General features: G+C 66.9%; 21 protein-coding genes, 1 tRNA gene and 1 pseudogene. 8 read left to right on the top strand and 15 right to left on the bottom strand.

Going from position 1 to position 25,921, the window contains the following annotated elements; all coding sequences use genetic code 11:
• Nucleotides 1–50 precede the first annotated feature (50 nt).
• Nucleotides 51–329: a DUF3073 domain-containing protein gene (locus tag LG396_RS34815; RefSeq protein WP_018839252.1), complete on the bottom strand. Its 279-nt coding sequence runs from the start codon at nt 327–329 to the stop codon at nt 51–53.
• Nucleotides 330–723: 394 nt separating this feature from the next.
• Nucleotides 724–1,806 (bottom strand): Leu/Phe/Val dehydrogenase, encoded by a 1,083-nt coding sequence (locus LG396_RS34810; RefSeq protein WP_018844526.1) that lies wholly within the window; start codon nt 1,804–1,806, stop codon nt 724–726.
• A 196-nt stretch (nt 1,807–2,002) separates the two neighbouring features.
• On the opposite strand from LG396_RS34810, the gene LG396_RS34805 reads away from it, so the two are divergent.
• Nucleotides 2,003–2,836 (top strand): DUF8083 family protein, encoded by an 834-nt coding sequence (locus tag LG396_RS34805; RefSeq protein ID WP_018839250.1) that lies wholly within the window; start codon nt 2,003–2,005, stop codon nt 2,834–2,836.
• Nucleotides 2,837–3,485: 649 nt separating this feature from the next.
• Nucleotides 3,486–3,692, top strand: a complete 207-nt coding sequence (bldC, locus tag LG396_RS34800; RefSeq protein WP_003949541.1) for a developmental transcriptional regulator BldC — start codon at nt 3,486–3,488, stop codon at nt 3,690–3,692.
• 353 nt (nt 3,693–4,045) lie between these two features.
• Here bldC and LG396_RS34795 read toward each other — a convergent pair whose 3' ends face one another.
• The 3 genes from LG396_RS34795 to hrpA form a co-directional block, all read right to left on the bottom strand.
• Entirely contained in the window at nt 4,046–4,237 is a 192-nt protein-coding gene (locus tag LG396_RS34795; RefSeq protein WP_100300568.1) for a DUF6274 family protein, read from the bottom strand.
• A gap of 177 nt (nt 4,238–4,414) precedes the next feature.
• A tRNA-Asp gene (locus LG396_RS34790) sits at nt 4,415–4,489 on the bottom strand.
• Nucleotides 4,490–4,558: 69 nt separating this feature from the next.
• Nucleotides 4,559–8,587 carry an ATP-dependent RNA helicase HrpA gene (gene hrpA / locus LG396_RS34785; RefSeq protein ID WP_225797790.1) on the bottom strand — a complete coding sequence of 1,343 codons (4,029 nt, stop codon included), beginning with the start codon at nt 8,585–8,587 and terminating at the stop codon, nt 4,559–4,561.
• A gap of 276 nt (nt 8,588–8,863) precedes the next feature.
• Between hrpA and LG396_RS34780 the strand changes: the two genes are divergently transcribed.
• Both LG396_RS34780 and LG396_RS34775 read left to right on the top strand, forming a co-directional pair.
• A complete protein-coding gene (locus LG396_RS34780) occupies nt 8,864–9,910 on the top strand; it encodes an ABC transporter permease (RefSeq protein ID WP_225797825.1) in 1,047 nt (348 codons plus the stop codon).
• 5 nt (nt 9,911–9,915) lie between these two features.
• Nucleotides 9,916–10,605, top strand: a complete 690-nt coding sequence (locus tag LG396_RS34775) for a GNAT family N-acetyltransferase (protein WP_225797789.1) — start codon at nt 9,916–9,918, stop codon at nt 10,603–10,605.
• Nucleotides 10,606–10,674: 69 nt separating this feature from the next.
• Here the strand turns inward: LG396_RS34775 and LG396_RS34770 are convergent, their stop codons facing one another.
• Both LG396_RS34770 and LG396_RS34765 read right to left on the bottom strand, forming a co-directional pair.
• Nucleotides 10,675–10,818 carry an aromatic-ring hydroxylase C-terminal domain-containing protein gene (locus LG396_RS34770; RefSeq protein WP_225797788.1) on the bottom strand — a complete coding sequence of 48 codons (144 nt, stop codon included), beginning with the start codon at nt 10,816–10,818 and terminating at the stop codon, nt 10,675–10,677.
• A complete protein-coding gene (locus tag LG396_RS34765; RefSeq protein WP_225797787.1) occupies nt 10,815–12,314 on the bottom strand; it encodes a hypothetical protein in 1,500 nt (499 codons plus the stop codon). The genes LG396_RS34770 and LG396_RS34765 overlap by 4 nt, the downstream gene beginning before the upstream one ends.
• Before the next feature lie 402 nt (nt 12,315–12,716).
• Here LG396_RS34765 and LG396_RS34760 point away from each other — a divergent pair, with 402 nt between their 5' ends.
• Entirely contained in the window at nt 12,717–13,976 is a 1,260-nt protein-coding gene (locus LG396_RS34760) for a M20 metallopeptidase family protein (RefSeq protein WP_225797786.1), read from the top strand.
• A 724-nt stretch (nt 13,977–14,700) separates the two neighbouring features.
• Here the strand turns inward: LG396_RS34760 and LG396_RS34755 are convergent.
• The gene (locus LG396_RS34755) at nt 14,701–14,901 is read right to left on the bottom strand and encodes a hypothetical protein (protein WP_225797785.1); all 201 of its coding nucleotides are present in this window, start codon (nt 14,899–14,901) and stop codon (nt 14,701–14,703) included.
• A gap of 445 nt (nt 14,902–15,346) precedes the next feature.
• Between LG396_RS34755 and LG396_RS34750 the strand changes: the two genes are divergently transcribed.
• On the top strand, nt 15,347–16,717 hold the full coding sequence (locus LG396_RS34750) for an AAA family ATPase (protein ID WP_225797784.1): 1,371 nt from the start codon (nt 15,347–15,349) through the stop codon (nt 16,715–16,717).
• A gap of 77 nt (nt 16,718–16,794) precedes the next feature.
• A complete protein-coding gene (locus tag LG396_RS34745; RefSeq protein ID WP_225797783.1) occupies nt 16,795–17,616 on the top strand; it encodes a hypothetical protein in 822 nt (273 codons plus the stop codon).
• A 48-nt stretch (nt 17,617–17,664) separates the two neighbouring features.
• On the opposite strand, the pseudogene LG396_RS34740 reads toward LG396_RS34745, so the two are convergent.
• The 3 genes and pseudogenes from LG396_RS34740 to LG396_RS34730 all read right to left on the bottom strand — a co-directional run.
• Nucleotides 17,665–17,849: pseudogene (locus tag LG396_RS34740) on the bottom strand (IS3 family transposase); the annotation flags it as partial.
• Nucleotides 17,850–18,068: 219 nt separating this feature from the next.
• On the bottom strand, nt 18,069–20,840 hold the full coding sequence (locus tag LG396_RS34735; protein ID WP_225797782.1) for an NACHT domain-containing protein: 2,772 nt from the start codon (nt 20,838–20,840) through the stop codon (nt 18,069–18,071).
• Nucleotides 20,841–21,033: 193 nt separating this feature from the next.
• On the bottom strand, nt 21,034–21,606 hold the full coding sequence (locus LG396_RS34730; protein ID WP_225797781.1) for a hypothetical protein: 573 nt from the start codon (nt 21,604–21,606) through the stop codon (nt 21,034–21,036).
• Between the two features lie 153 nt (nt 21,607–21,759).
• On the opposite strand from LG396_RS34730, the gene LG396_RS34725 reads away from it, so the two are divergent.
• On the top strand, nt 21,760–22,683 hold the full coding sequence (locus LG396_RS34725; protein ID WP_225797780.1) for an FkbM family methyltransferase: 924 nt from the start codon (nt 21,760–21,762) through the stop codon (nt 22,681–22,683).
• 69 nt (nt 22,684–22,752) lie between these two features.
• Here the strand turns inward: LG396_RS34725 and LG396_RS34720 are convergent, their stop codons facing one another.
• From LG396_RS34720 to LG396_RS34705, 4 genes are all read right to left on the bottom strand, one after another.
• Nucleotides 22,753–23,091: an SAM domain-containing protein gene (locus tag LG396_RS34720; protein ID WP_225797779.1), complete on the bottom strand. Its 339-nt coding sequence runs from the start codon at nt 23,089–23,091 to the stop codon at nt 22,753–22,755.
• Between the two features lie 199 nt (nt 23,092–23,290).
• On the bottom strand, nt 23,291–24,202 hold the full coding sequence (locus LG396_RS34715; protein ID WP_225797778.1) for a GntR family transcriptional regulator: 912 nt from the start codon (nt 24,200–24,202) through the stop codon (nt 23,291–23,293).
• A 534-nt stretch (nt 24,203–24,736) separates the two neighbouring features.
• Nucleotides 24,737–25,495 carry a glycosyltransferase family 2 protein gene (locus LG396_RS34710; RefSeq protein WP_225797824.1) on the bottom strand — a complete coding sequence of 253 codons (759 nt, stop codon included), beginning with the start codon at nt 25,493–25,495 and terminating at the stop codon, nt 24,737–24,739.
• Nucleotides 25,496–25,500: 5 nt separating this feature from the next.
• Nucleotides 25,501–25,921 (bottom strand): UTRA domain-containing protein (locus LG396_RS34705; RefSeq protein ID WP_225797777.1); only part of this gene is annotated, 421 nt, incomplete at its 5' end.

The following is a 25,921-nucleotide window of genomic DNA, read 5'->3' as shown; positions in this document are numbered from 1 at the left end:
GGCCCGTCCGGGGATGCCCCCGAGCCGAGCTCCGATTTGCTGCCTGCCGGTCAGGCCCCGCGACGCTGCTCCGACGAGCCGGCCGAATCCTCGCCGTCCTCGTCGTCCTCGTCCTCGTACAGCTCCGCGTAGCGTGCGTACAGGTCGTCGTCGGGCGACTCTTCCTCGACTTGCTGCTGTTGTTGCTGTTGCTGTTGACCGTTCGACGGCGGCTTCTCCGTCGATGCGCCCAGCTCTTCGGCAAGGCGTGAGAGGTCAGTCCCACCGCTGCTGTACTTCAGCTGGCGGGCGACCTTCGTCTGCTTGGCCTTGGCCCGGCCGCGCCCCATGGGTCGACCCCCTCAAACGACGGGGCTCGATGGCCCCAGAGTCTGATACGCGTTCATGATCGGATGCGGACCCTCGGTGAAGAGGGACCGTCCATCGGGGTTCAACGGTACCTGTTTCTGCACCCTGACGGTACGTCGCTGGCAGCACAGGCCCCGCCGCCGATCCCGATGAGACCCGCGTCCCCGCTGGTCAAGACCCGATTCTATCGTCTGACGAGGAGCGACCCGCCGCGCGGTGGTGACATGCGTTACGTGACGTCGCCTCTTTGCCATGGTGAACGTTCCCGTGGACCTCGCCCGCCCCGGCGCGCGCGGGGCGGACCAAGGGCGGGCGAGGGACAGCGGAGGGATGGCCAAGGGGTAGCGGAGGGGCGGTCGCGGGGGCGTACGGCGCTCAGCCGCGGCGCCTGGCCTCCGCCATACGCTGCTCCGCGATCCGGTCCGCCGCCACCGCCGGGGGTACGCCGTCGGACGCCGCCCGGTGGAATATCTCCACCGTCGTGTCGAAGATCCGGGCGGCCTTCGCCCGCGCCCGGTCCATGTCGAAGCCGTGCAGCTCGTCGGCGACCTGGATGACGCCGCCCGCGTTCACCACGTAGTCGGGGGCGTAGAGGATGCCGCGGTCGGCCAGGTCCTTCTCCACGCCCGGGTGCGCGAGCTGGTTGTTCGCCGCGCCGCAGACCGCCTTCGCGGCGAGGACCGGCACCGTGTCGTCGCTGAGCGCCCCGCCCAGCGCGCACGGCGCGTACACGTCCAGAGGCTCGCGGATGAGCGCGTCCGTGTCCGCGACGACCGCCACGCCGGGGTGCGCGGCCCGTACGCGCGCGACCGACTCCTCGCGCACGTCGGTGATCACCACCTCCGCGCCGTCCCCGACCAGGTGGTCCACGAGGATGTGCCCGACCTTGCCGACCCCGGCGACGCCGACCCGCCGCCCGCGCAGCGACGGCGTGCCCCACAGGTGCTCGGCCGCCGCGCGCATGCCCTGGAAGACGCCGAACGACGTCAGCACCGAGGAGTCGCCGCAGCCGCCGTTCTCGGGGGAGCGGCCGGTGGTCCACCGGTTCGTACGCGCGACGACGTCCATGTCCTGGACGTACGTGCCGACGTCGCACGCCGTGACGTAGCGCCCGCCGAGCGAGGCGACGAAGCGGCCGTAGGCGAGCAGCAGGTCCTCGGTCTTCACCGTGTCGGGGTCCCCGATGATCACGGCCTTGCCGCCGCCGTGGTCGAGGCCGGCCATCGCGTTCTTGTACGACATGCCGCGGGACAGGTTCAGCGCGTCCAGGACCGCGGCCTGCTCGGGGTCGTCCGCAGCGGCGTAGGAGTGGAAGCGGGTGCCGCCGAGGGCCGGGCCCAGGGCGGTGGAGTGGATGGCGATGACCGCCTTGAGGCCGGTCTCGCGGTCCTGGCAGAGGACAACCTGTTCATGTCCGCCCTGGTCGGAGCGGAAGAGTGTGGAGAGAACGTCGGTCACGGTGGTGACTCCGGTTTGGTCGCGGGCTGCTGCCCTCCAGGGGTGGGGAGGGCAGGTAGTGGCTCAAGCGTAGAGCGGCGCCCGCCTCCCGGACCCCCCGGCGGGGTCTCGGGTCCCCAGGAGGCGTCCCCCCGGAGGACTCAGCACCATAGTCTGCGGGAGACTCGGATACGTACGTGGGAGAGGGGAGAGTGCGTTGGCCGTGGTGTCGTCACTGGTGATCCCGTATGCGACGTATCTGCGCGTGTACGAGCCGCTGGCCGCCTTCCCCGAGCCCGAACGCACCCACTGGTACCGCTACGCCGCCCGCAAGGCCGCCCCCACCAGCCAGGACGAGCTGCTCCGGGCGCTGGCCGGGCTGGCCGGCACCCCGCCGACGGCGGCCCCGGCGCACGAGAGCGGCGACGCCTTCGTCACCGAGGTGGACGGCGTGACGTGCGTCTGCCCCTGGCGCACCCGGCTGCGCAGCTGGCTGGCGCTGGACGAGCTGGTCGAGGAGCTGCCCAGGCCGGTGCTGGAGGCGGCGCTGCCCGAGGTCGTACGGGAACAGGCGCTCGCCGATCACGCGCGCTGGCGGGTGGACAACCCGGACGCCCGGCCGTGGATCAGGTCCGCGGTGTGGACGGTTCCGATGCGCTGGTTCGTGCTCTTCTCCGACGAGGAGAGGGAGTACGAGACGGGCGCGCGCACCCTGCTGCGCTACCGCACGCCCATGGTGCAGGCCCGGCGCCGGGTGGCGCGCGGGCTGAAGGCGCTGCGCGACGCGGTCGGGCAGGCGCCGCTCGTCGAGGGCCTGGTGGACGTCGGAAAGTGGCTGGAAGAGTTCCATCCGCGGTCGCTGGTGGAGCTGGACTACGGCGGGCTCGTCCACGTGCTGCCCAAGGAGCACCTGGCGGAGGACCGGTCCGCGGCGGAGGTCGCGGAGGGCCTCGCGGCGCTGGCGGCGGGGGACGAGGAGCGGGCCGGGCGGGCGTACCAGCGGCTGACGGACCGCTGGGGCGTGGTGCGCGAGCGGCAGTTCGCCAGCTAGGCGGTACGGGGCGCCGGTCGGCGCGTACGGGCGGGGCGGTCGGCCGCGGCCCGGGTTGCGGGCCTTGGCGCGCATCCGGGCGCCATGCCGGCAAGGGGCCGGACAAGCGCTCACTAGTGCGACGAACAAATCCGGACTAGTGTCCCGCCATGCCCCGGCACGGAAGGGGCCGTTCGGTCCCTGCCCCTGGGGACCTTGGTCCCGGACGAAGGTCCCGAACCAGGCTATTTGGTCAAGCGTGATGGAAAGCACGTACCTGGGTCTTGCCGTCACCGCGTAGCCTGGGTGACGATATAGGGCAAGGAGTCCAGATGGGGTATGTTCCGTCCAACTTAGGGTGGAATGCCGAGCATTGATCCTCTCGTGGGAGACCTTGTGACCCCTGGTGGTGCTGTGACTGATCGTCACGAAGGTGTGACTGTCCGCTATGGCACGGTCCAGCGGGATCCGTCGAGGTTGAACACCTCAGAGGGCAATTCCATCGGTTTGGCCGACGCCGCTGGACAGATGGTGTAGTTGTAGTGCCGAGGACAAGCCGTTCGTCCTATTACCGACTCGACCCCCGTTGGCCATATCGGTCAACGAGGGTCAAGGTGCAGAATTTAGAGGAAAGAACCGAGAAGGTTCGGTTCTCCCGAGGAGGCCGCTCATGACCGCTCGCACCCCTGACGCCGAGCCGCTGCTGACCCCCGCCGAGGTAGCCACGATGTTCCGCGTTGACCCGAAGACGGTCACGCGCTGGGCGAAGGCCGGCAAGCTCACGTCGATCCGCACGCTCGGCGGGCATCGCCGCTACCGCGAGGCGGAGGTCCGTGCACTGCTGGCGGGCATTCCGCAGCAGCGCAGCGAGGCCTGACCACCCGCGTCGCCGGGGTCGGCCGGGACCCCCTAGCCCGGCTCACACCCCTCGAACCACAGGCGACGCAGCAACGTCGATCGCGCTGGACTCCGCCGGGTTCAGCGCGATTTGCCGCACGGCCCCCGATGGCCGCCCTCCCGAGGGCGACCGCCGGGGGCCGTTCGCGTACGCGACGTCCGGAAGTGTCGGTGCCCGTCCGGGCATGGGTGCAATGGCATATACAAAATTGACCTGACCTAAGGGGGGCGTAAATCCCCCTGTTTCGAAACTGGTTGAGTGATCCCCGTCACACTCGTGGCGGCTTGCGGCGCCGCGGCCGCTGCGATATTGACCCCCCGTCAACTCCTGCCCTACGCCGGGAGCGTTGCCTCCGGCTCGGTCGTCTCGTTCGCATCCGCGACGTCGGCCGGCGCGGACTCCATCGCCAGCCGCAGGAGGCGGCTGCAGACGGCGCAGTGGGGGGTGAGGTGCCCGTACGACGAGGCGGCGGAGAGGTGGGCGCGCAGAAGGGCCTTCGTCTCGTGCCGCACGGTCGTCGTCATAGCCCTTGAGTACCCAGTGACCGGACGCCCGTCAAGGAAACGTGCAGCCGGTCTAGACCGCGTACCAGCGTGAATGCGTCACGGGAGAGACAGAAAGCCTCCGCCGTGACGGCGGAGGCTGAGGGGATCTGCAGAAATACCGGGCGCGGCCTCGGACAAGGCCGATCCCGAACTGTGCGGTCCTGACGGGATTTGAACCCGCGGCCTCCACCTTGACAGGGTGGCGAGCACTCCAAACTGCTCCACAGGACCTTGCTGGCGCGAACGCGCGAGCCCGACTCTACAGCAGCTCAGGCCCCCGGTCGAACCGGTTGCCGCGGCTCACCGCCCCGGCGGGACCAGCGCGTCCACCGCCTTCACGATCCGCTTGTCGGAGACCGGGTACGCGGTGCCCAGCGCGTGCGCGAAGTAGCTGACCCGCAGCTCCTCGATCATCCACCGCACGTCCCGCACCGCCCGCGGCACCGGCCGCCCCCGCGGCTGCTGCTCCAGCAGCCACGCGTACTCGTCCTGCATCTCCTTGACCTTCGCCATCCGCGCCCGGTCCCGCTCCGCGTGCGTGGGGAGCTGCTGGAGCCGGCGGTCCGCCGCCACGAGGTACCGCAGCAGGTCCGGCAGCCGGCCCGCGCCGTGCTCGGTGACGAAGCCGGGCTTGACCAGCCACGCCAACTGCTCGCGGACGTCCGCCGCGGACTCGGTCAGCACGGGGCTCTTGACGGTCCGCAGCCGGCCCTCGCAGGCGTGCCAGGCCGCCAGCACCTCCTGCACCTGCCGGATGGTCTGCATCGTCGCGTCGACGATGTCGGCCCGTACGGAGTCGAAGAGCTTGCGGAAGCCCTCCTCGTCCCACGCGGGCCCGCCGCGGGCCGCGATGAGCCGGTCGGCGGAGGCGGTGACGCAGTCCTCGAAGAGGGCCTGTACGCCGCCGTGCGGGGTCCGGGAGAGGGCCAGCTTCGCCTGGTTGGACAGCGTGCTGTTGGCGAACTTGGCGGGGTTGGAGGGGAGTTGGAGCAGGATCAGGCGGCGCGTGCCGGCCCACATGGCGGCCGCCTGCTCCACCTCCGTGTCGTACAGCCGCACGGCGACGGTCTCGCCCTCGTCCACCAGCGCCGGGTACGCCTTGACCGTGTGGCCGCCGCGGCGGGTCTCGAAAGTGCGCGGGAGGGTGCCGACGGTCCAGGAGGTGAGGCCCGTGCGGCGCTCCAGCGCGGGCCCGCCGGCGGCGCTCTCCGCGCCGGCACCGCGGGCGCCCTTCCCGGAGCCGCTTGCGGCGCCCCTCCCCGCGGCCTTCCCGCCGCCTGCCGCCTCGTCGAACGCGCGCGTGATCGCCGCCTGCGTCTTGGGCTTCAGCCTCAGCCGCAGCTCCTCCAGGTCCTTCGACTCCGCCAGCTGCCGCCGCCGCTCGTCGGTCACGCGGAACGTGATCCTCAGATGGTCCGGCACCTTGTCCCAGTCGAAGTCCTCCGCCGCGACCGGCACCCCCACCATCCGCTGCAGCTCGCGCGCCAGCGTGGTGGTCAGCGGCTCCTGTACGGGCACGGCGCGCTCCAGGAACGCCTTGGCGTAGTTCGGCGCCGGCACGTAGTTGCGCCGGATCGGCTTGGGCAGCGAGCGGATCAGCTCGGTGACCACGTCCTCGCGCAGCCCCGGGATCTGCCAGTCGAAGCCGTCCGGGACCACCTGGTTGAGGATCTGCAGCGGTACGTGCACGGTGACGCCGTCCGCGTCCGTGCCGGGCTCGAACTGGTACGTCACCCGCAGCTTCAGCTTGCCCTGCCACCAGGAGTCCGGGTAGTCGTCCTTGGTGACGCCCTCCGCCTGCTCGTTGATGAGCATCGACTTCTCGAAGTTGAGCAGATCCGGCTCTTCGCGCTGCTTCTTCTTCCACCAGGAGTCGAAGTGCGCCCCGGACACGACGTCCTCGGGCACGCGCTGGTCGTAGAAGTCGAAGAGGGTCTCGTCGTCCACGAGGATGTCGCGGCGGCGGGCCCGGTGCTCCAGCTCCTCGACCTCGGTGAGGAGGCGGCGGTTGGCGGCGAAGAACTTGTGGTGCGTACGCCAGTCGCCCTCGACCAGCGCGTGCCGGATGAACAGGTCGCGGCACGTCTCGGGGTCGATGCGCCCGTAGTTGACCGAGCGCCGGGCCACCAGCGGCACGCCGTAGAGGGTGACGCGCTCGTACGCCATGACCGCGGCCTGGTCCTTCTCCCAGTGCGGCTCGCTGTACGTGCGCTTGACCAGGTGCTGCGCCAGCGGCTCGACCCACTCGGGCTCGACCCGGGCGTTGACCCGCGCCCACAGCCGGGAGGTCTCCACCAGCTCGGCCGACATGATCCAGCGCGGCGGCTTCTTGAAGAGCGCCGAGCCCGGGAAGACGGCGAACTTCGCGCTGCGCGCGCCCAGGTACTCGTTCTTCGCGTCCGTGTCCTTCAGCCCGACGTGGCTGAGGAGCCCCGCCAGCAGCGACTGGTGGACCACCTCGGGCGCCGCGTCCTGGTCGGCGGGGTGGATGTCCATGCCGCGGGCGATGGTGCGCAGTTGGGAGTAGATGTCCTGCCACTCGCGTATGCGCAGGTAGTTGAGGAACTCGCGCTTGCACATGCGGCGGAACGCGGACGAGGACAGCGCCTTCTGCTGCTCGCGCACGTACGTCCACAGGTTGAGGAACGTCACGAAGTCGCTGGACTCGTCGCGGAAGCGGGCGTGGTGCTGGTCCGCCTGCTGCTGCTTGTCGGCGGGGCGCTCGCGCGGGTCCTGGATGGACAGCGCGGAGGCGATGACCATGACCTCGCGTACGCAGCCGTTGCGCTCGGCCTCCAGCACCATGCGGGCCAGCCGCGGGTCGACGGGCAGCTGGGCGAGCTTGCGGCCGGTCTGGGTGAGGCGCTTCTTCGGGTCCTTCTGGCCCGTGTCGAGCGCGTGCAGCTCTTCGAGGAGCTGCACGCCCGCCTTGATGTTGCGGCTGTCCGGCGGGTCGATGAAGGGGAACTTCTCGATGTCGCCGAGGCCGGCGGCGGTCATCTGGAGGATGACGGACGCCAGGTTCGTCCGGAGGATCTCGGCGTCGGTGAACTCGGGGCGGGCGAGGAAGTCCTCCTCCGCGTACAGCCGGATGCAGATGCCGTCGGCGAGCCGGCCGCAGCGGCCCTTGCGCTGGTTGGCGCTGGCCTGCGAGACGGGCTCGATGGGCAGGCGCTGGACCTTGGTGCGGTGGCTGTAGCGCGAGATGCGGGCGAAGCCGGTGTCGATGACGTACCGGATGCCGGGGACGGTCAGCGACGTCTCGGCGACGTTCGTGGCCAGCACGACCCGTCTGCCGCCATGGCGCTGGAAGACGCGGTGCTGCTCGGCGTGCGAGAGACGGGCGTAGAGGGGGAGGACCTCGGTGTTGCGCAGCTTCTGCTTGGCGAGCGCGTCCGCGGTGTCGCGGATCTCGCGCTCGCCGGAGAGGAAGACGAGGATGTCGCCGGAGCCGTCGCCCTCCGCCTGCAACTCGTCGACGGCGTCGCAGATGGCGGTGATCTGGTCCCGGTCGGTGTCCGCCTCGTCGCCTTCTTCCGCGAGCGGCCGGTAGCGCACCTCGACCGGGTACGTACGCCCGCTGACCTCGACGATCGGCGCGTCGCCGAAGTGCCGGGAGAAGCGCTCCGGGTCGATGGTCGCCGAGGTGATGACGACCTTGAGGTCGGGGCGGCGGGGGAGGAGGCGGGCGAGGTAGCCGAGGAGGAAGTCGATGTTCAGGCTGCGCTCGTGCGCCTCGTCGATGATGATCGTGTCGTACTGGCGCAGCTCGCGGTCCGTCTGGATCTCGGCGAGCAGGATGCCGTCCGTCATGAGCTTGACGAGGGTGTCGCCGCCGACCTGGTCGGTGAAGCGGACCTTCCACCCGACGGCCTCGCCGAGGGGGGTGTGCAGCTCCTCGGCGACGCGCTCCGCCACCGTGCGCGCGGCGATACGGCGGGGCTGCGTGTGGCCGATGAGGCCGCGGACGCCGCGGCCCAGCTCCAGGCAGATCTTGGGGATCTGGGTCGTCTTGCCGGACCCGGTCTCGCCCGCGACGATCACGACCTGGTGGTCGCGTATGGCCGCGAGGATGTCGTCCTTCTTCTGGCTGACCGGCAGCTCCGGCGGATACGACACGGGGGGCACCGCGGCGCGGCGGCGCTCGGCGGTCAGCTCCGCGGCGTCGAGAGCGGCGGCGATCTCCGCGAGCACGGCGGACCGCGCCTCCGGCTTGCGGACGCGGCGGGCGCCGTCGAGGCGGCGGCCGAGCCGCTGCTCGTCGCGGAGCGTGAGAGCGGACAGGCGGGCGCCGAGGTCGGCGAGGCTGGGGGTGGCGGAAGTGGACATACGGACTCAAGGATCTCACCCGGGCGGGGGCGGCGGCGAATCATTTCGGCGCAGGTTCAGAGCGGGCAAAAGCCGTAAATAATACTAAGCTGGTCGTCTGTGACGGAGGACGACGGCCGACGAGGGGACGGTACGGGCCGGGGCGGCGCGGGTCCGCGTCCCCGCCCGCGGCGCCGGGTGCTGCCGACGCACGTACGCCCCCGCCCGCGACTGCGCCGCAGGCCCCGCCACGGGCTGCGGGGGCGGTGGCTGTCCGGGTTGCGTCGGCTGCCCGGGGTGCGGGGGCTGCGGCGGCGGGCTCCGCGGCGGCGGCCGGTCCCCGAGCACCTCCGCGCGTTCCGGGCCGGCCCCTTCCTGACGCCGGTGGTGCTGGTGCTGCTCCTCGCCGCCGTCGCGGGGCTCTTCGCCGGTTCGTACACCGCCGCGATGGCGAACCCCACACCGCACAACCTGCCGGTCGCGGTCGTCGGCGACGTGGACGCCGAGCCGGGCGGGCGCGCGTTCGTCAGCGGGCTGGAGGAGGCGCTGGAGGCGTCGGTCGAGCTGCGCCCGTACGCGACGTACGCGCAGGCCAGGGACGCGGTGGAGGAGCAGAAGGTCTTCGCGGTGCTGCGGGTCGGCCCCGGCCGGATGCGGGTGGACCTCTCGGGCGCGGCGGGCGCGTCGGTGGCGCGGCTGCTGATGGAGGACGCGCCGCGGGTGGCGAAGCGGGTGGGGGTGCCGGTGACGGTACGCGACATCAAGCCGATGCAGTCGGGCGACCCGCAGGGGCTCGCCCTCTTCTACATCTCGCTCGCGGCGGTCATCGTCGGCTTCATGGGCGCGATCCAGCTCAGCGTGCACGCACGCTCGCTGAACCCGGCGGAGCGGATCGCGTTCACGGCGGCGTACGCGCTGCTCGGCGGCTTCACGATCTACGCGGTGGTGGACCTGATGCTGGGGGTGGTGCGGATGCCGTTCCCGCAGTCGTGGCTGACGCTGGCGCTGACGATGTTCACGTCCGGGATGGTCTTCACCATGTTCAACACCCTGATGGGGCGGTGGGCGATCCTGCCGACATGGGTGGTGATGGTGCTGGTCGGCAACCCGTCGTCCGGCGGGGCGGTCTCGTGGCCGCTGCTGCCGTCGCCGCTGGGCGAGATCGGCCGCTGGCTGCCGCCGGGCGCGTCGGTCAACGCCCAGCACACGGCGGTGTACTTCGCGGGGCACCAGCACCCGTTCCCGTACCTGGTGCTGGCGGGGTGGGCGGTCGCCGGCACGGCGGTCTTCTGGACCTGGCGCCACCGGCACCCGGGCGGACGGGAGCGGACCGCCGTAGTTTAGGCGGGATGGAGTGGGACGAGGGGCGGTTGCTGGCGCTGCAACTGGCGGGGGACCACGGGCTGCCGACTGTCCGTACGCCGGGGGTCGGGGCGGTCTGGGCGTGGTCGCCGGGGGCGCGGCTGGTGGCGGTGGCGGAGGGCCTGGCGGGGACGGAGCACGAACACGCCCTGCTGTCGGCCCCGCCTCCGTACGCACCCGGGACGGCACCGCACCCGATGGAGGCCCTGGCCCGCACCCTGGGCGGCACCCTGACGGGCGGCCCCACCTACGTCGTCCCCCCGGCCCTGCCCGCGCTGCCGCCGGCCGGGCTCCCACTCCTGGTGTCGGACGTTCCGGGTCGGCGCCGGGCCCGTGACCTGCGGCGGCCGGCCAACTGGGAGCCGGGGGAGTGGGCCGACCTCACGACGGGCGCGCTGGGCCCGTGGGCGATGGCGATCGCGGACGACACCCCGGTCTCGATCTGCCACACCCCGGCGTCGACCCCGGCCTCCGCGGAAGCCGGCGCCTGGACCCACCCCGCGTACCGCGGCCGCGGCCTGGCGCCGCACACGGTCGCGGCCTGGGCGAAGCTCCAACGCCCCCGCAACGAGGCACTCTTCTACAGCACCACAGCCGCGAACACCGCGTCCCGCGCGGTGGCCCGCACCCTGAACCTCACCCCGCTGGGGTGGGTGTGGACGGTGGCTCACCCGTAAACGGTCGCCGCCCGAAGGGCGTTGTGCCGCAGTCCGCCCACTGGAGGCCCCCGACCGGCGCGGCGCGGGTCAGCGGGCCGCGGGGCGGTGGGTGGTGGCGAGCGCCCGGTCCACGGCGGCGGACAGCGCGGTGTCGTCCCCGTCGCTGCCGGCCCAGGCGACGTGCCCGTCGGGGCGGACCGCGCTCCTCGCCCGGAGGTGACGGAGAATCACGGTGCGAGGAGTTGCGCGAAGTCCGTGAACTCCGTTCCATTGCGCACGTTCGATCCCTCCAGGACGGCCGCCTTCAGGATGTCCGGGTTGACGTCCTCACTGCGCCGGGGAGAGACCACGCCGGGCGTGTGCTCGTAGTTCCACACGATGACGTCGAGGAACACCGGGGCCTTCAGTTTCCATCCGTGGGACAGCAGTGCCTGCGAAATCGCGGGGTAGGGCGTGTGCTCCGGATTGCCGAGCCAGTCGCGCAGATCCGTCTCGGAGACGCTGAAGTCCACGCCGATTCCGCCCAGCGCGCCGATGACCTCGGCGGGGGACATCTCAGCCGGCGTCGGTGCGGGCGGCGGCAGCGGACGTCCGTCCGGCGGCGTGTGCGGGTTGTAGCCGTTGGTGCGGAAAATGCACCAGATCCGCGGCTCGTCGGCCCGATAGGAGCCAAGGCGCTGGACATGGACCTCGCCCGTGGTGTCGGTGATATCGAACTTGAGGTGCAAGTCGTCCTGGCGCGGATAGTTGTTGTCGTAGACCCAGAGCTTGACCTCCTGACCGCTCTGCTCGTAGGCGTAGGCGAGCACTTGGTGGTTCTCGCCGATGTCGAGCGAGTCGGTCTGGATCAGCCCGAGCGGTGAGAGCCTCCCCGCGTCGATGTCGTCCCGGATACGCGGCCATTCGTCCCGGTAGGTCACCCAGGAGCGGCCGCGGGCCAGCCCGGCGACCTGGACGACCCCCTCGTCTCCGTTGGGATAGAGCGGCGAGGAGTACCCCAGCCACCGGTGCCCGGAACCGGTGATGTCGAAGCTGTCGAGCAGCCGGTCCCTGATGAACTGGAAGAGGGGGTCGCTTTCGGAATCGGGTGATGTCGTCGTGGCGGGCGGCAGCTTGCCGGCGGCGAAGTAGTCCATGGCGCCGAAGGTCATGCCACCGCACATTCCGGCGCGGGCCTGCGTGATGGGGAGCCAGCCATCGTCGACACGGGCGATGTCCAGCACGTCGGCGGCCTCCCCGCCGAGTTCGTCGAGCAGTCGATTCCAGAGGAATCCGACGGCCATCGCGGGCAGGCCCGCATTCCAGCGGTTGGAGAACTGGAAGCCGTTGACCGACGGGGTGAAGCCGGCGACCTGACGGCGTGCGGTCTGCCGGAGGCGAACCACGAGCCGCCCGTGGTGGCCCTGGCCGCCACTGTGCGCCACCTCGAATCCCGGCGGTGCCCATACGTGGAACGTGTTGCCGTACTGCGACTCGATGAGCGGGCTGTTGAAGTGCACATACAGCTGCCGCGTCGGGTCGCCGTCTATGTTGTAGCGGACCCTGCCCTCGGTGCCGCTCGTCGGCTCGATGAACAGGTCGCCCTCTGCCCGCCACTCCGCGGTGGCGCCGGGGGCGATGGGGCTGGCCCGAGAGGGGTACCACGGATCGGTCCAATCACCTGATTCCAGCTCGTCCGTGGCCCAGACGAGAGGAACAGGCGAATCATTGTGGATCTCCACTGCCATGCGTATGCGTGACACGCGATCGCCTCGCTTCATTGTCATCCGGACACGAATCACTCCGTGACAATGCGTCCCGATTGCTCGGGGTTGTCGCTTCCAGGCTCCGACAGCGGTTCACACAGTGCAACTCAGGCACGGCTATGGCGCAGGTCAGACCCAAGGTCACCGGTCCGAACCCCGGCCCCGGCCACACGCCGCCCCCTCTTCGGAGGGGCTCTTCTTCCTTCCACGGCGACCAGGCAGCGCGGGAAGCACATCCAGCGGCGCGCCGCTGGCGAGGGGGTGTAGTCAGCAACACCCCGCAACCGGTGGTTCGCCGTATGGGCCGCCGCCTACAGGTGCGGCGACTATTCCGTGACGGTGAATCGCGGAGGGGAAACTGTGAGTCGTCTTGAGGAGAGGCGCGTGCTGACGCGCCGTACGGTGCTGGGCGGTGCGACGGCGGCCGGTGCGGGGCTGGTGTGGGGGGCCGCGGGGAGCGCCGCCGCGGACGGGAGGGCGCGGCCGGTGTCGCGGCAGGCGGTGGACGCCGAGGTGGGGCGGCTGGAGCGGGAGCTGATCGCGCTGCGGCGGGACATCCACCGGCATCCCGAGGGTCCGGGCGAGGAGGAGCGCACCGCCGGCGTGGTGGCGCGGGAGCTGCGGTCGGCCGGGCTTGCGGTGGCGACCGGGGTCGGCGGCCACGGCGTGGTCGGGGTGCTGCGCGGCGCGCGCCCGGGGCGGACTGTGGCGTACCGCGCGGACATGGACGCGGTGCCGCCCGGCGACATCGTCGGTGGCGGCACGGCGACGTCCCACCTGTGCGGGCATGACCTGCACACCACGGTGGGCATCGGCGTCGCACAGGTTCTGGCCCGGCTGCGGCGGCACCTGCGCGGCACGGTGGTCTTCGTCTTCCAGCCCGCCGAAGAGAGGCTGGCAGGGGCGAGCGCGATGATCGAGGCGGGTGTGCTGGACAGTCCCCGGGTCGGGGAGATCCACGCCCTGCACTGCGGGCCGTTCCCGGTGGGCAAGTTGGCGGTGACACCGGGGTACGGGCTGCCGGGGCAGGACCGCGGCCGGGTGACGCTGTCGGGGCCGGACGCCGCCGGTGCCGCGCAGCGGCTGGCCGCGGAGATCGGCGCGCTCGCCACCGTGACGCCGCCGCAGACGACGGCGGACGTGGCGCAGCAGGTCGTCGACCTCCAGACGCCGAACGGTCCGCTGGCCCGGTTCGTCGTCGCCCGGGCCCGGGCCGAGGGGGCCACGGTGGGCTTCGCGTCGCGCTGCTGGCCGGAGGAGCGGTACGTGGGGGTACGGGCGGACATCCGCCGGCTGGCTGCGTCGTACCCGGGGGCCGAGGTGAGCTTCGAGCCCGGCCCGTTCCCCGCCATGGTCTGCCCGGAACCCGACGCCCACCGGCTGGCCCGCCATCTCCACCGCACGCTCGGCCGGGACGCGGTCACCCGGCTGCACGCCGTCTTCCCCTTCAACGGCGAGGACTTCGCCCTCTTCCTGGACCGGATGCCGGGCACGTACACCTTCCTCGGCGTCCACACCCCCGGCACTCCCATCACAGCGGGCTATCCGCACTACCCCGACTTCACCCCGGACGAACGCGCCATCGGCACCGGCGTACGAGCGATGGCGGGCTGGCTTGCGGAACGCGCCGGAAGCTCGCGGTGACCCTGGTGTCCTGAGACAACACCGACACCAACGGTTTCGGTTCCTCGGGAGCCGTTGGCGTGAAAGAGCACGAGAATGCCCCCTCCGTGATCTTGGAGGGGGCATTTTTGCTGCTCATATGCTGTGGCTGGGGCCGGGGTCGAACCGGCGACCTTCCGCTTTTCAGGCGGTCGTGAGGGCATCCGGCATCGACGGTGGCCACAGCGTTGGTGGCGTCGGCGACCGCTGTGGGTTGTACCCGCCCTGAGGCGTTGATGTCAGGGTTGATGTCAGACATCAACGCCTCCTCCAACACAAGCTGCTGAAACATCCTCGATGTGAGGGGCCCCGCTCCTGCCCAGCGCGTTTCGGCAGCCCGCACAGCCCTAGAGGGACAACGGGACAGGTGGGACAGCCCTCGGGCATCACCGGTCGGTGAACCAGGCTACGCCCGCGCTGCCAGCGGTGCTTCCCAGCCGGCAGCCGATACGACACCCGCCGGACCATGAGATGCACGCGCCCGACACTCAAATGGAAGATCGGACGGGGCTCCGGCACGGAGGAACACGGTCGTGCACATCTCCTCCCGGTTACAGTCCGCGACGCAACGCCACCGCTCCCGGACAGATAGCAGACCCGGTGCCCCGTGTTAGAGAACGGGGGTCTCAGCTACCTACTAGCGAGGGTGAGTAACGGGACTTGAACCCGAGGCCACCTGGACCACAATTGGGGCCGACGCGATGTGCTACTGGGCTATGAGGTCTGCACTGCAGGTCACAGCTTCGGAAATCCCGTCGCGCAAGCGGGAGGAGGAGGCCGTGCGGGGATGTTGTTGGTAGGTGACGCGGTCGGAGACTCCTAAGTCTTCGCGGGAGCTGCCGTGGAAGGCGTTGATGCGCTGGAACACTGCGCGGTGCAGATGAGGCGACTCATCGAACGTGTCCATGATGCGGCTGGTGGGCCGCCAACCGTTTACGACTTGGTCGCGGCCGAGGAGCGTGATCGTTTGAAGGCACGGACGCGGAGGCGGCTGGCTTCGGCAAGCTCCCCTGTGTTGCTTTCCGCTGCGCTCGGTCTCGAAGATGCCTCCCCGATGCCGGATTGCGGCAGGCGGCGTCGCTGTTCAGGGTGGACGGCAGCGCCACGGCCGCAACAGTGGCCGAGGGGGCGGCGATCACGCAGTTCGGCCTGTCCAGTCTGCAGGATCCCTGCATCCGCCCATACGACATGAGTGTGTTCGGTAATGTGACCCGGTGTACTTCACTACGGCGCCCAACGCGCGGGAGTCAGCACGCACTCGTCCAGGCATAGCGTGGCTCGGAAGCGACGACTGGGATGACTACGGGTTCAGGACGGTCTTCCATTTGCGTTGCTACAACGGTAGCCGGGGCGTGAACGTCGGTGCAGTGAAGATCGGCTCCTTCGGCATGGAGGCCGGCCGGACTTCCCTGCCTCGGCGCTTCGAATCCCTTGAACCGGGGTTCTTCTCCCTGGGGATCGACGAGAGCTACTACGCCACGCTCCGCGACGAGTTCGATGAAGAAACGCGTCTGGCCATCTTCTCCGGTCTGCGCGATGTTGCCCGCGATGCCGAGCTCTTCGAACAAGCATGCAACGAACGCGTCATGCGGGACTCGCTGCTGCGTAGCATCGGTGCCGATACGGTCCGTACGCAGTATCACAGGATCGCCCATGGCGGACCCACACTCTCACGCTTCCACGTCCGCTACCGGCAGGAGACGCTGTCCGGGAGCGCCCCGGTACTCACCATCGAACTGAGGGTAGATCCCGACAAGAATCCTCCCAGCAACATCCATGCGGTCATTGGAAGCAACGGCGTAGGCAAGACACACCTGCTACACAACATCGCTCAAACCACACTCACCCCACACGGCAGATGGCGCCAAAGCTCGCTTGAGGACAGGCTCGATCGTCGGCAGCACCCATTCGCCAACGTCGTGTACATATCGTTCAGCGCTTTCGACTCCCAGGGCCCGCACCCGGTCAGAAAAGCGGTCAACAGGGTCGCTGACCGCGTCGACTACCAGTATGTCGGCCTAAAAACGGCCGACGGTCAGGGAGTGAAGACCCACACGGATTTGGGACCCGAGTTTGCCGAGTGCGTACAGAGGTGCGTGGAGGATCACCCCGCGAAGGCTAGCCGCTGGCGTGACATCCTGGCCAAGCTCGAAGAAACGGATCCCCTCTTCCACGACCACGAGATCGCCAGGCTTGCGTGCGCCGAGGACCGGCCAGATCCCGAGGCGGTCTTCAACGGGCTCAGCTCGGGACATAAGATCGTCTTGCTTACTTTGGCCCGGCTGGTGCAGCACACCACCGAACGCACCCTTGTCCTGATCGACGAACCGGAGGCTCACCTCCACCCACCGTTGCTGTCGACACTCGTACGAACACTGTCCGAGTTGCTGAGAGACCGTAACGGCATCGCGATCATTGCCACCCACTCGCCCGTAGTGCTCCAGGAGACGCCTCGTGAGGCAGTCTGGGCCCTGCGCAGGGCTGGCGACGATCTCCGCGTCGATCACCCCGAGATCGAGACGTTCGGTGAGAACGTCGGGGCGATAACCCGGGAGATCTTCGGATTGGAGGTGCGCCGCACGGGATTCAACCGGTTGATCCAGTCGCTTGCCGAGGACGGCATGTCCTTCGAGGACATTCTCCATGAATTCGATGACCAACTGGGTGCCGAAGGACGCGCATTGGCCCGCTCCGCGACCCGCCGCCGTGAAGGCGGGCGGTGATGCGCCGACTAGACCCTCCTCAGATCGGAACGCGAGAAGCGTTCCGCATGTGTATCAGTGCAAGGATCAGCCTGCCGATGCGGACAGTACTCGGCAGTTATGAGCTAAATGTTGTGATTGCTGCCGGTGAGTATGAGCAGGCGTGCCGCACTTCCACACTGCACCATCTGAAGCCCGCCGCGTTTGCTCCCCCTCCTTCTCAGAAAGGCGATAAAGACGCGCTGATCGCCATGTACGAACGGCGGATGGGCCCACACCATCCTGGCCGTCCCGTGTACGAAGAGGCCCGGAACCGCAAGACCAAGTGCCCGATGTGCGGCGTCGGTTCAGTGCGCCAGGTCGATCACCACATGCCCAAGTCGATCTATCCCTACCTTGCCGCAGTTCCGATCAACTTGCTGCCCATCTGCTCGGATTGCAACTTCGCGAAGAGTGACAGTGCCCCGACCTGCTACGAGGAACAAACCCTCCACCCCTATTTCGATGACATCGACGAGGATAGATGGTTGAAGGCGCGGCTTATAACGAGCTTGGACGACGGCAGCGCCTATGAGGCAATGCCCCTGGACAGGCCGGCGAGCTGGGTGATCGAATTCTACGTGGATCCGCCTTTTTCATGGGATTCGAGGCTTGCGGGGCGCGTCAGACACCACTTCGAGACCTTCAACCTTGCCCAGTTGTTTGAGGACCAAGCCGCGGACGAACTGCCGGGCATTGAGTTGTCTATCGAGGAGGTTTTCCGGGACGGCGGGGCGCTAGGCGTCAGTGAGTACATGGCGGGACTCGCCCGCTCGCGTGCACGCCTTCACAAAAACTCCTGGATGGTGGCTCTATATGAAGCGCTCGCTGCACACGACTGGTTCTGTAGCGGGGGCTTTCGCCAGGTAGCGGCTGGCTAAAGATTCTCCCGCTTGGGGGATTGCTGCATGGTCGGGTGACAGCAGGGTTTATGCAGCCAGAGCTGCGGGCGGGCTTATGATGTTCTCGTACTCGATCGGGGTCAAACGGCCAAGGCGTCGCTGGCGCCGGCGCCGGTGGTAGGTGCACTCAATCCAGATAACGATCGCGATCCGCAGTTGCTGCCGGGTGGCCCAGGCACGTCAGTCGGGACGTTCTTCTGCAGCAGCGCGAATTAGTTCTTCGCAGGTCAGTCCTGCTAGCAGGACAGTGGGACAGTGAGGACACGTCCGCGATGTTTCAGCATCCCGCTGTCGGCCGTGTCGAGGCCGTCACCTGCCCATGCAACCTCTACCATTTCCCAGCGGCTTCCGGAGCATAGCTGAGATCTGGTTACTGCATTTCTGCCATGCTCTCCAACTTTTGCTTGAACGGCCTTCCGCACCTCAAGAATTCAAGATCTCCTCATGATCCAGTCGACCACTGCGTTATGTGCGGCCTCTGGGAGTGTCCACTCATTGATGACGTCAATCGCGGCCATCTGGCGAGCAGGTACCTGTCTTGCGGTGGCGATCCAACGCATCTTCTCATCCTCAAAATCTGCCCCAGAACACCGTTCAAATATCGGAAGTGCCAGTAGCAGGAGTGCCGCTCTACCTTTCGGGGAAAGTGAAGCTAGGTGATCTGAACGAATGCGGCTTGCAAGGCTCTCCCAAGTTGGTTCCGGAGATGATCCATGTTCGTGGGCCATGACAACTGCGTCATAAGTGTCCGCAAGGACCTCGTCGACATCGGTAAAGAACGTTGTGCGTTGCCTGACTAGGTTATTTATAACTTTCGCGGCGAAAGGGAGTAGCGCCATGTGCATAGCCCATACTTCCTCGTAGAGGCAATTTAACCCGTGGGTCGAGATTTGAGCTGTAGTCGGCCGAGATGCAAGGTTTTTCCAGTGCTCTGCTGTTGGCGGATTCGTTTGCGCGGAGAGTGACGCGCGGAGCTTATAATCCACTCGCCGGGCGTTAGGCGTGGTCCTCAACCCCAACGAACCCATGCAAACCGCATAAAGCAGGCCGCCGGTGTTCGGGTCTGGTCCGCTATCGGCGAGTTCGGTAAGGATTTCGCTCATTGCTGAGGTGATCCTGCTCGAATTCTCCATCGTGCTGTTCTGCAAGAGAAGTTGCGTTGGGTTATCGTGAAATCCCGCGTTCCCTGGTGCATCTACGCGTGCCGTTGCCGGCAGTGACATTGAGAACGCGAGACATGATTCCACGATCCTTCTAATGACCCTTTGAGACGGTGCCACATTCTCAAGGCAGCGCGCAAGAAACGCTAGTAGGTCAGCCCTTCTTTGCTCTTCTGTCTCTGAATTCTTCACTTCCCTCAGCGCGAGATCAAGAATGTTATTTGCCCCGTTTGACGTTGTGCGATTCAGGATCTGCACGCACAATTGAGAAACAAGGTCCCAGCCGCTGTCACCGATCTTGTCGGATACCTGTTCCCAGACAGCTTCCGGTAGGGGGAGGTCTCGGACGATTTGAGACGCAGCGAAGAACTCAAGAAACGTCTTGTGGACGAAGCCGTATATTGGGAATAGGGAGTCCGAGCCAACGTCGGTCAGTACCCAGGCCCTACCAGCACAGAATTCCAGAAAATCGTCCGCGACATGAAGGGACTCCGGCTCGTTCTCGAACCAATCGCTAAACACCTGCTCGGCAAGGAACTTCTTTGCCTCGCCTCTTGGTAGTGTCTGCCTTCCCTGGGGGTCGGTTAGCATTCGCAGTGCCAGCTTTTGTACTGCAGGCATTAGGTAGGCAGGGAACTGGAATTCTATCTCTATGCCGCGAGTTTTGTCCCATGTGCGAAACAGGAGTTCTGCGCAACGTTCATAGATCTCGGGCCTGTTGTTCGGAATGTACCCGGTTGATGTATAGAGGACACATAGGAGGGAGAGCATGAGCGGGTTTCGGCGAAGATCGCCGACCTCTGCGCTTTCGTGCAAAAAGGACGTACGGATCTCATCAGTTGAAGCTGCCTGTGATCCCGACACTCCTTCGAGGGCGAACCATTGTTTGGCATAACGGTCAACCCTCTCATCATCGAATGGTTCAACTTCGAAAACTTCGAACAGGTCTGAGTCGAGTGGGGCGTCCTTGTAACCTATCTTTCGTGAGGTTACAACTATGCGCGTCAACGGATACAAGTCAGCGAATGAGTCAACTAGCTTCGCGAAGCCTTCCCGAAATCGACTATCGCCGAGTTCGTCTACTCCATCAATTACCACGGTGGCCTTGCCATTTAGAAGCAAATACTCTAGTGCATCTTCTGGCGGCCTAACCCCATATGGGTTATTGCATGAAGCTTCTAGATAGTGAATTAGATTGTGCTGTCCAGCTCTGATGTCTGTTGTGTATTTCCTGACAATAAGCAGCAAGGGGACCTGAGTCTCAAGTTCTGGAAACCGTCCAGCAGCAATGTCATGAACTAATTTCGATGTGAGTGTTGACTTGCCTGCGCCGGGGTCACCCAATATGACGCTGCGAATGCTGCTCGAAATTACGGTCTGCAGCGAAAGCTCGCTGTCGTCAGCTCTCTCGCTGCTTAAGTGTGGGGTTACGTACAGTTTGTCGTGGGGGACGGAGGCTGCCTTCACGGCGTTGGGCAGCGATAGCTTAGCGTGTCGCCTTTTTACTTGCCCCCTGATTCGGGCCGAGAATTCATTTATCTGAGTCAGGTTCTCGATGCGCTCCAGCAGTGCACTGTTCCGCGCTGCTGCCGCGGCAATTGCAGAAGATCTAGCTACTGAATCGGCATTTCTGAAGGATCCTGGGTGAGCGCTGCTGACGGCATGGATTGAGCCGTAGATGAGATTTTCCAGTACGTCTGTTGCTTGAAAAAGGTCTCCCTCGATCAGGATCTCTTCGTGACGAATGTTGGAGCGAAGCTGCGCCCGGAGATCTACCCTTTCTTGATCCTTGTTTCCTTTGAGGAGATTGACCATCGCCTGGAGGGTTAGTGCGGAGAACTGGGGTGAATGCACGAACCTGGCTATCCGTCGAAGCTGCGCAGGGTCCAACTGCTCTAGGAATCTTTCAGCGGAATCGGTTACGAGGCTTGACTCTGCAGTCCGGGCAATTCGGTTTATTTGCGCACGAGAGTAGGCTTTCTTGCCGACGAGTGGCAGTAGCCCTGCAACTGTCCGCACTGCTGCGGTCTCGACAAGACCCATGTTTCCCCCCGGGATGGTGAACGCTCGGCCTGGTTGATCAACCTGAAGCAGGTCGCCCAGACCTGAATCTTACGCTTGACGTTGACATAGCGTGTCCTAGCGCGGGTGTGGACACTGCGTTTGTGTGTAGGGGTAAGTGACGCTGTGATGTCCCCGGACGTCACAGCCTCCTGCCCCAACTGGCGTGCGAGGCTTAGGTGGTGCCGTTACTGTCGTGTTCTTGTCGTATTGGTGGTAACAGGAGATCGCGTTGGGGGTGTTGTTGGCCGGTTACGCGGCCGAAGACTCCTAGGTCTTCGCGGGCGGTGTCGTGGAAGGCGTTGATGCGCTGGAACACCGTGCGGTGGCGTTGGCGCCATTCGGCGAGTGTGCCTGTGGTGCGGCCGGTGGCTTGCCAGTCGATCTCCTGGGCTATGGCGTTGACCTCGTGGCCGGCTTCTACGACTCGGTCGCTGCCGAGGAGCATGATGCGCTCGAAGGCTCGTCCGCGTAAGCGGGTGGCTTCGGCCAGCTCCGTTGTCAGGTCCTGTTCGCTCCGCTCGGCCTCATACATGCCCTCCCGGTGCTGGTAGAGGGAGGAGGCGAGGAAGACGCAAGCGCGGACCTGGTCGATGTAGTCGCCGTAGGCGTCGAGCTTCCTGTCGTCCCACCGGGTGTGCAGCTCGTGGCGGAGACGCCGGCGTTCCGAGAGCGTGTTGGTCACGTAGGTCATCGCAGCGCCGACGAGAACCGCGGAGATCGTCAGGAGTTGCTGACCCAGCTCCACGTCGTTCCGCCCTCCCCGGCCAGACTCGTCAAGACGTCTTGAGGATTCTAGGGAAGGGGTCGGCACCCGGGGAACGGGCATCTTGAGCCAGTCCTCGGGCTCCTCGACAGCGGCGTTATCGTTCGGGGTGACCCCGGCGGAGAGGCATACGCAATGCGGAGCACGATCGCAGAGACGCTGGTCACCCTCGGCCGGCGGTACGTGCGCGACGCCCCGGTACCCGTTGGGAAGGCGGCGCTGGCCGCGCGCTTCCTGAACCCATATCTCCGCGATCACCCTAGGCAGCGGGTCTCGGAAGCACTCTTCGGGGCGCGGTTCGCCGTCGATACGCGCGACCTCATCCAGCGGTACGTGTACCTGTTCGGCATCTGGGAGCCGAACATGACGGGCTGGCTGCAGGGAAGGCTTCGGCCCGGGGACACGTTCGTGGACGTCGGCGCCCACGTCGGGTTCTTCAGCGTGCTCGCGTCGCGGCTGGTGGGGGATGCCGGACACGTGGTGGCCATCGAAGCGTCTCCGGAGTTCTACGGCCGGCTCCGGCACCATGTCGGTCTCAACGGCTTGGACAACGTGCGGGCGGTCAACGCCGCAGTGTCTGACAGCCGGGAGACTCTGACGTTCATCCTGGCCAGTTCGATCAACACGGGGGCGAACAGCATCGTCCCGTATGACGGGCCGGTTGAGTCTTCCTTCGTGGCCGAGGCGTGCCCGCTGCCGGACCTGTTGGAGCCAGCCGAGGTCGCAGAAGCGCGCATCATCAAAGTTGATGTCGAAGGCGCGGAGGGGAAGGTGGCCCGGGGCCTGGCTCCGCTGCTGGATCAGCTCCGGCCTGACGCTGAGATCACCATCGAAGTGACCCCGGAGCGCATGGCGCACCTGGGCGACTCCGTGGACGAGCTGATGGAGACGATGACGCGGGCCGGCTTCCACGCCTACCGCCTGGCCAACGACTACGCGCCGGCGAGCTACCCGCCAGCGCTTCGGCAGCCGGCTGCCGTCCCGACGCGACTTCGAGGGCAGGTCAACGGCGAGAGCGATCTGATCTTTTCGAGGGTGGACGCGGACGAACTTGCGTGAGCTGACGAGCGGGGGCCAGTCCCCGACGCTGACATGTCGGGGTCCGGCCCTCCTTGTCGCGCTTCTCGGCTACGGGCGTCGAGGCTTGAGCGCTCTGCTGGCCTTGCGGCACCACGCTCGATACCAGTCGGTCAGGGGCCGCTTGGCTACGTCGTGACCGCCAATCGTGTCCAGCCGGGTACCCCGCGACTTGGCGACTCGCAAAGCATCGCGCAGGGCCTCGCTCAGCCGCTGCGTCACGAATCGCAGTTCGGCCTGGCTCGGCTCGTCCTTGAGTAAGTCCTCGGATAGACGCAGGACGTCCTCGCCGGTGTCGAGCTGCTGGCCCTCCAGGAGATCGGCGTACTCCGCGAGCCACCCGCCCTCTCGTACGTAGCAGGGCCGCCCCTGGTCATTTACCCAGGGCAAGAGACGTAGTTCGGGGCCTTGTGGGCTCACGTCTGCACCTCTGCCTCTACGTGGGCGCTTTCGACGTGTCGCTTCCTCAGCACGCGGGCGTCCGTGACGCCGCTCCAGTCATGTCTGTCTCGCGCAGCTCGCAGCTGCTGGTCCAGGCTCAGACATTCCTCGCAGTGCTCGTCCGCGACGTCACTCCTCCATTCGTCAATCACGCGGTATCTCCTTGCCTCTCTCTGTCGGGTTGGGACCGTGAAGGAGCTGGTTTGCTTCGTGTTACGGCTGTCCGCGCTGGGGAATCGCGCTCTTCGCTGCCTAGTCGGAAGTGCGTGGTATAGATCGCCTCCGCGCACTGGCCCGGTAGAACAACCGCTGAGGCTTCGACCACCCGGCCGGAGATATCGTTGAAGGTCCGAGCGACCACCAGCACCGTCCCCCTCGGGCTGATCTGCAGCGTGCGAGCCTCGGAAGACGTGGGCATTCGCGCCACAAGCCGCTCCGTGCTGGATGCCAGTTGCACGCCTGACTCCGTCAACTGGAGACGGATGTCGTGAGCCCAGGGGTGTAAGGGCCGGTTCGGCGAGATCAGTGCAGCTAGCCGCGCTGGTACGTAACTCTGGGTCAGGCTCCGAGGGCGGGTGCCCCGACGGGCAAGATAGGTGTACGCAATCACCTTGTCGCCCTCTGTTATCTCAAGGAGGGCAGCGACGGAGGCGTCTGCGGTCGTCTCCGTCGTGCTGACGTCGGTGTTGAGGTCGTGCCCGTTTGGCATGAGTGCAGTGCCGGGGTAGATCAGTCGCTCTGCCGGCCAGCGGACGAAATTGCCGCTGCCGTGGCGCTTGTCCAGCAAGCCTTCGTTCTGCAGTTGTTCTAGCGCCAGCCTGAGCGTAGGGCGGCTGACGCCGTACTGAACTGCAAGCTTGTCCTCGGCCGGAAGCTGCGTACCGTTCGGGTAGTTCCCCTGATTGATCAGGGCTTTCAACTCTTCAGCGACATCCCGGTATTGGGTCGCCATGCCTGTGGTCACCTCCAATCGCGCTCGTGTGGCAACTGAGGAAAAGCGGGTCTCCTCCTTGCTGTGCACCGAGGTCGGCGGCAACTGGTGCTCGTGCGTGGGGGCCATGAGGAAGTTCCTCCTCATGCGTGTTCAGCTAGGAGCAGCGTTGGGCAACTCCTTAAGTTATCTTAAGGAGTTGCCTCGTGAAGTCAAGCGGCGGCAGTGAAGGGGGCGCGCCCCTCGCCGGGCAGGGCAGCGCTGACCGGTGCCCTTGCCCGGTGATCCCTCGCGGATTCCCTGCTTCAACCTGTCGGATGCTCGCCACGCGCACCAGGGTTGCCGACCGTGGCCTGCGGTCGTAAGGGCAAGTGGAGTACCCCATTGGGGAACTACTTGGGAGTAGATACCCCAGAGGGGTAATCATTGGTGTTCAAATGCGTAGCGTGTGCGGTTCTCCCCTGCGGGAGCCCTTCCTCGTAGCCGAGCCGACCCATTCGCAGGAACAGGGTGCGGGGTTCCTGAACCGTCCCAGACGACCGGAGCATGGGGCCGGCTCAGACGTTGGGCGTGCTGGAGGAGTTCACTGCCGGGTTGCGGACGGCGGCGGCCCGGAGGTGTTACGCAGGCTTTCGGCAGCTTGGTGGGCGAGTGGCCGCCTGGTCAGTCCTTGGCCGGGGTGGCCCAGTCGAACTCCGTCAGGGTGTGGGCTCTGGCCGCGATGACAGACATGCGGGCTTCCAGCTCGGCCGTGTTGCTGTGGGATGCCTGGCTGGTCATCTGGCCTGGCCACTTGCGGTAGAGCAGGCCCGATTCGCGGATGAACCAGCCTCGGCTGACCGCGTTGAGGGCGAGGAGGAGGCCCGTGTCCTCCGAGGCCGGCAGTGCCATCCAGCCGCCAAGGGCGAGTAGCAGGTCACGGCGTACGCAGAGGGTTGCCGGGTGGACCTGGGCGCGGAAGTTGTTCGCCTCCCAGTGTTCCAGTACTGCTCCGCGCTCCACCGGGCCGTCGTCCGGGTCCTGGTCGAAGCCGGCCGTGGAGCCGTCCGGTAGGAGGTCGAGGACGCGTGAAGTCGTCCATCCGACATCCGGGTTGGTGTCGAGGACGGCGATGTCCCGGGCCAGTGCGCCAGGGGTGAGCTGATCGTCGGCGTCGAGCACCTTCACGTAGTCGCCGTGGGCTTCTGCCAGTGCCATCGTGCGTGTTACCCCGGGTCCGCCGCCGCGGCCCTGGCGGAAGGTCACGCGGACGTCGTTCGGCACGTGGGGCGCCACTTCCTCGCCCGTGCCGTCCTCTCGGATGGACCAGTGCCACTCCCAGCCGGCCGGAAGCTCCTGCATCTCCAGGGACTTGTACGCATCCTGCAGATACGCGGCGGACGGCGCATGGACGGCGGTGACAACCGAGATGCGGCGGGCCATCGTGGTCACCACCGGTCCAGGTGCGTGACGACGTGCACGTGGGTGCGGTCACCCGGCAGCGTGATGTCCGAGATCTCGACCGGCCGGTCGTTCGTGTCGTACGAGATCTTGCGCGCCAGGAGGACGGGCATCCCTGGCGGAAGTTCCAGCTCCTCCGCCTCCTCCGGCGTCGGCGGCCGGGTGGTGAAGCGTTCTTCTATCCGGGCCAGCTCGATGCCGACCGTGTGGAGCTGGTTCATCGTCCCGCCCGGCCACGGTTCCTTCGTCTCGTCCAAGAGGTCCGGGTTCTCCGCGACGATGTCGCAGACGAGGTACGAGGTGACCAGCGCGAAGGGGGCCCGCTCCGCGGCGTAGCGCGTGCGGTAGGTGCGCTCGACGAGGGCCGTGCCTGCGGGTACGCCGAAGGCGTCGGCGATGTCCTTGGGC

This window comes from Streptomyces aculeolatus (assembly GCF_020400605.1).
Lineage (GTDB): Bacteria > Actinomycetota > Actinomycetes > Streptomycetales > Streptomycetaceae > Streptomyces > Streptomyces aculeolatus.
This window is presented reverse-complemented; position numbering and strand designations above follow the sequence as displayed.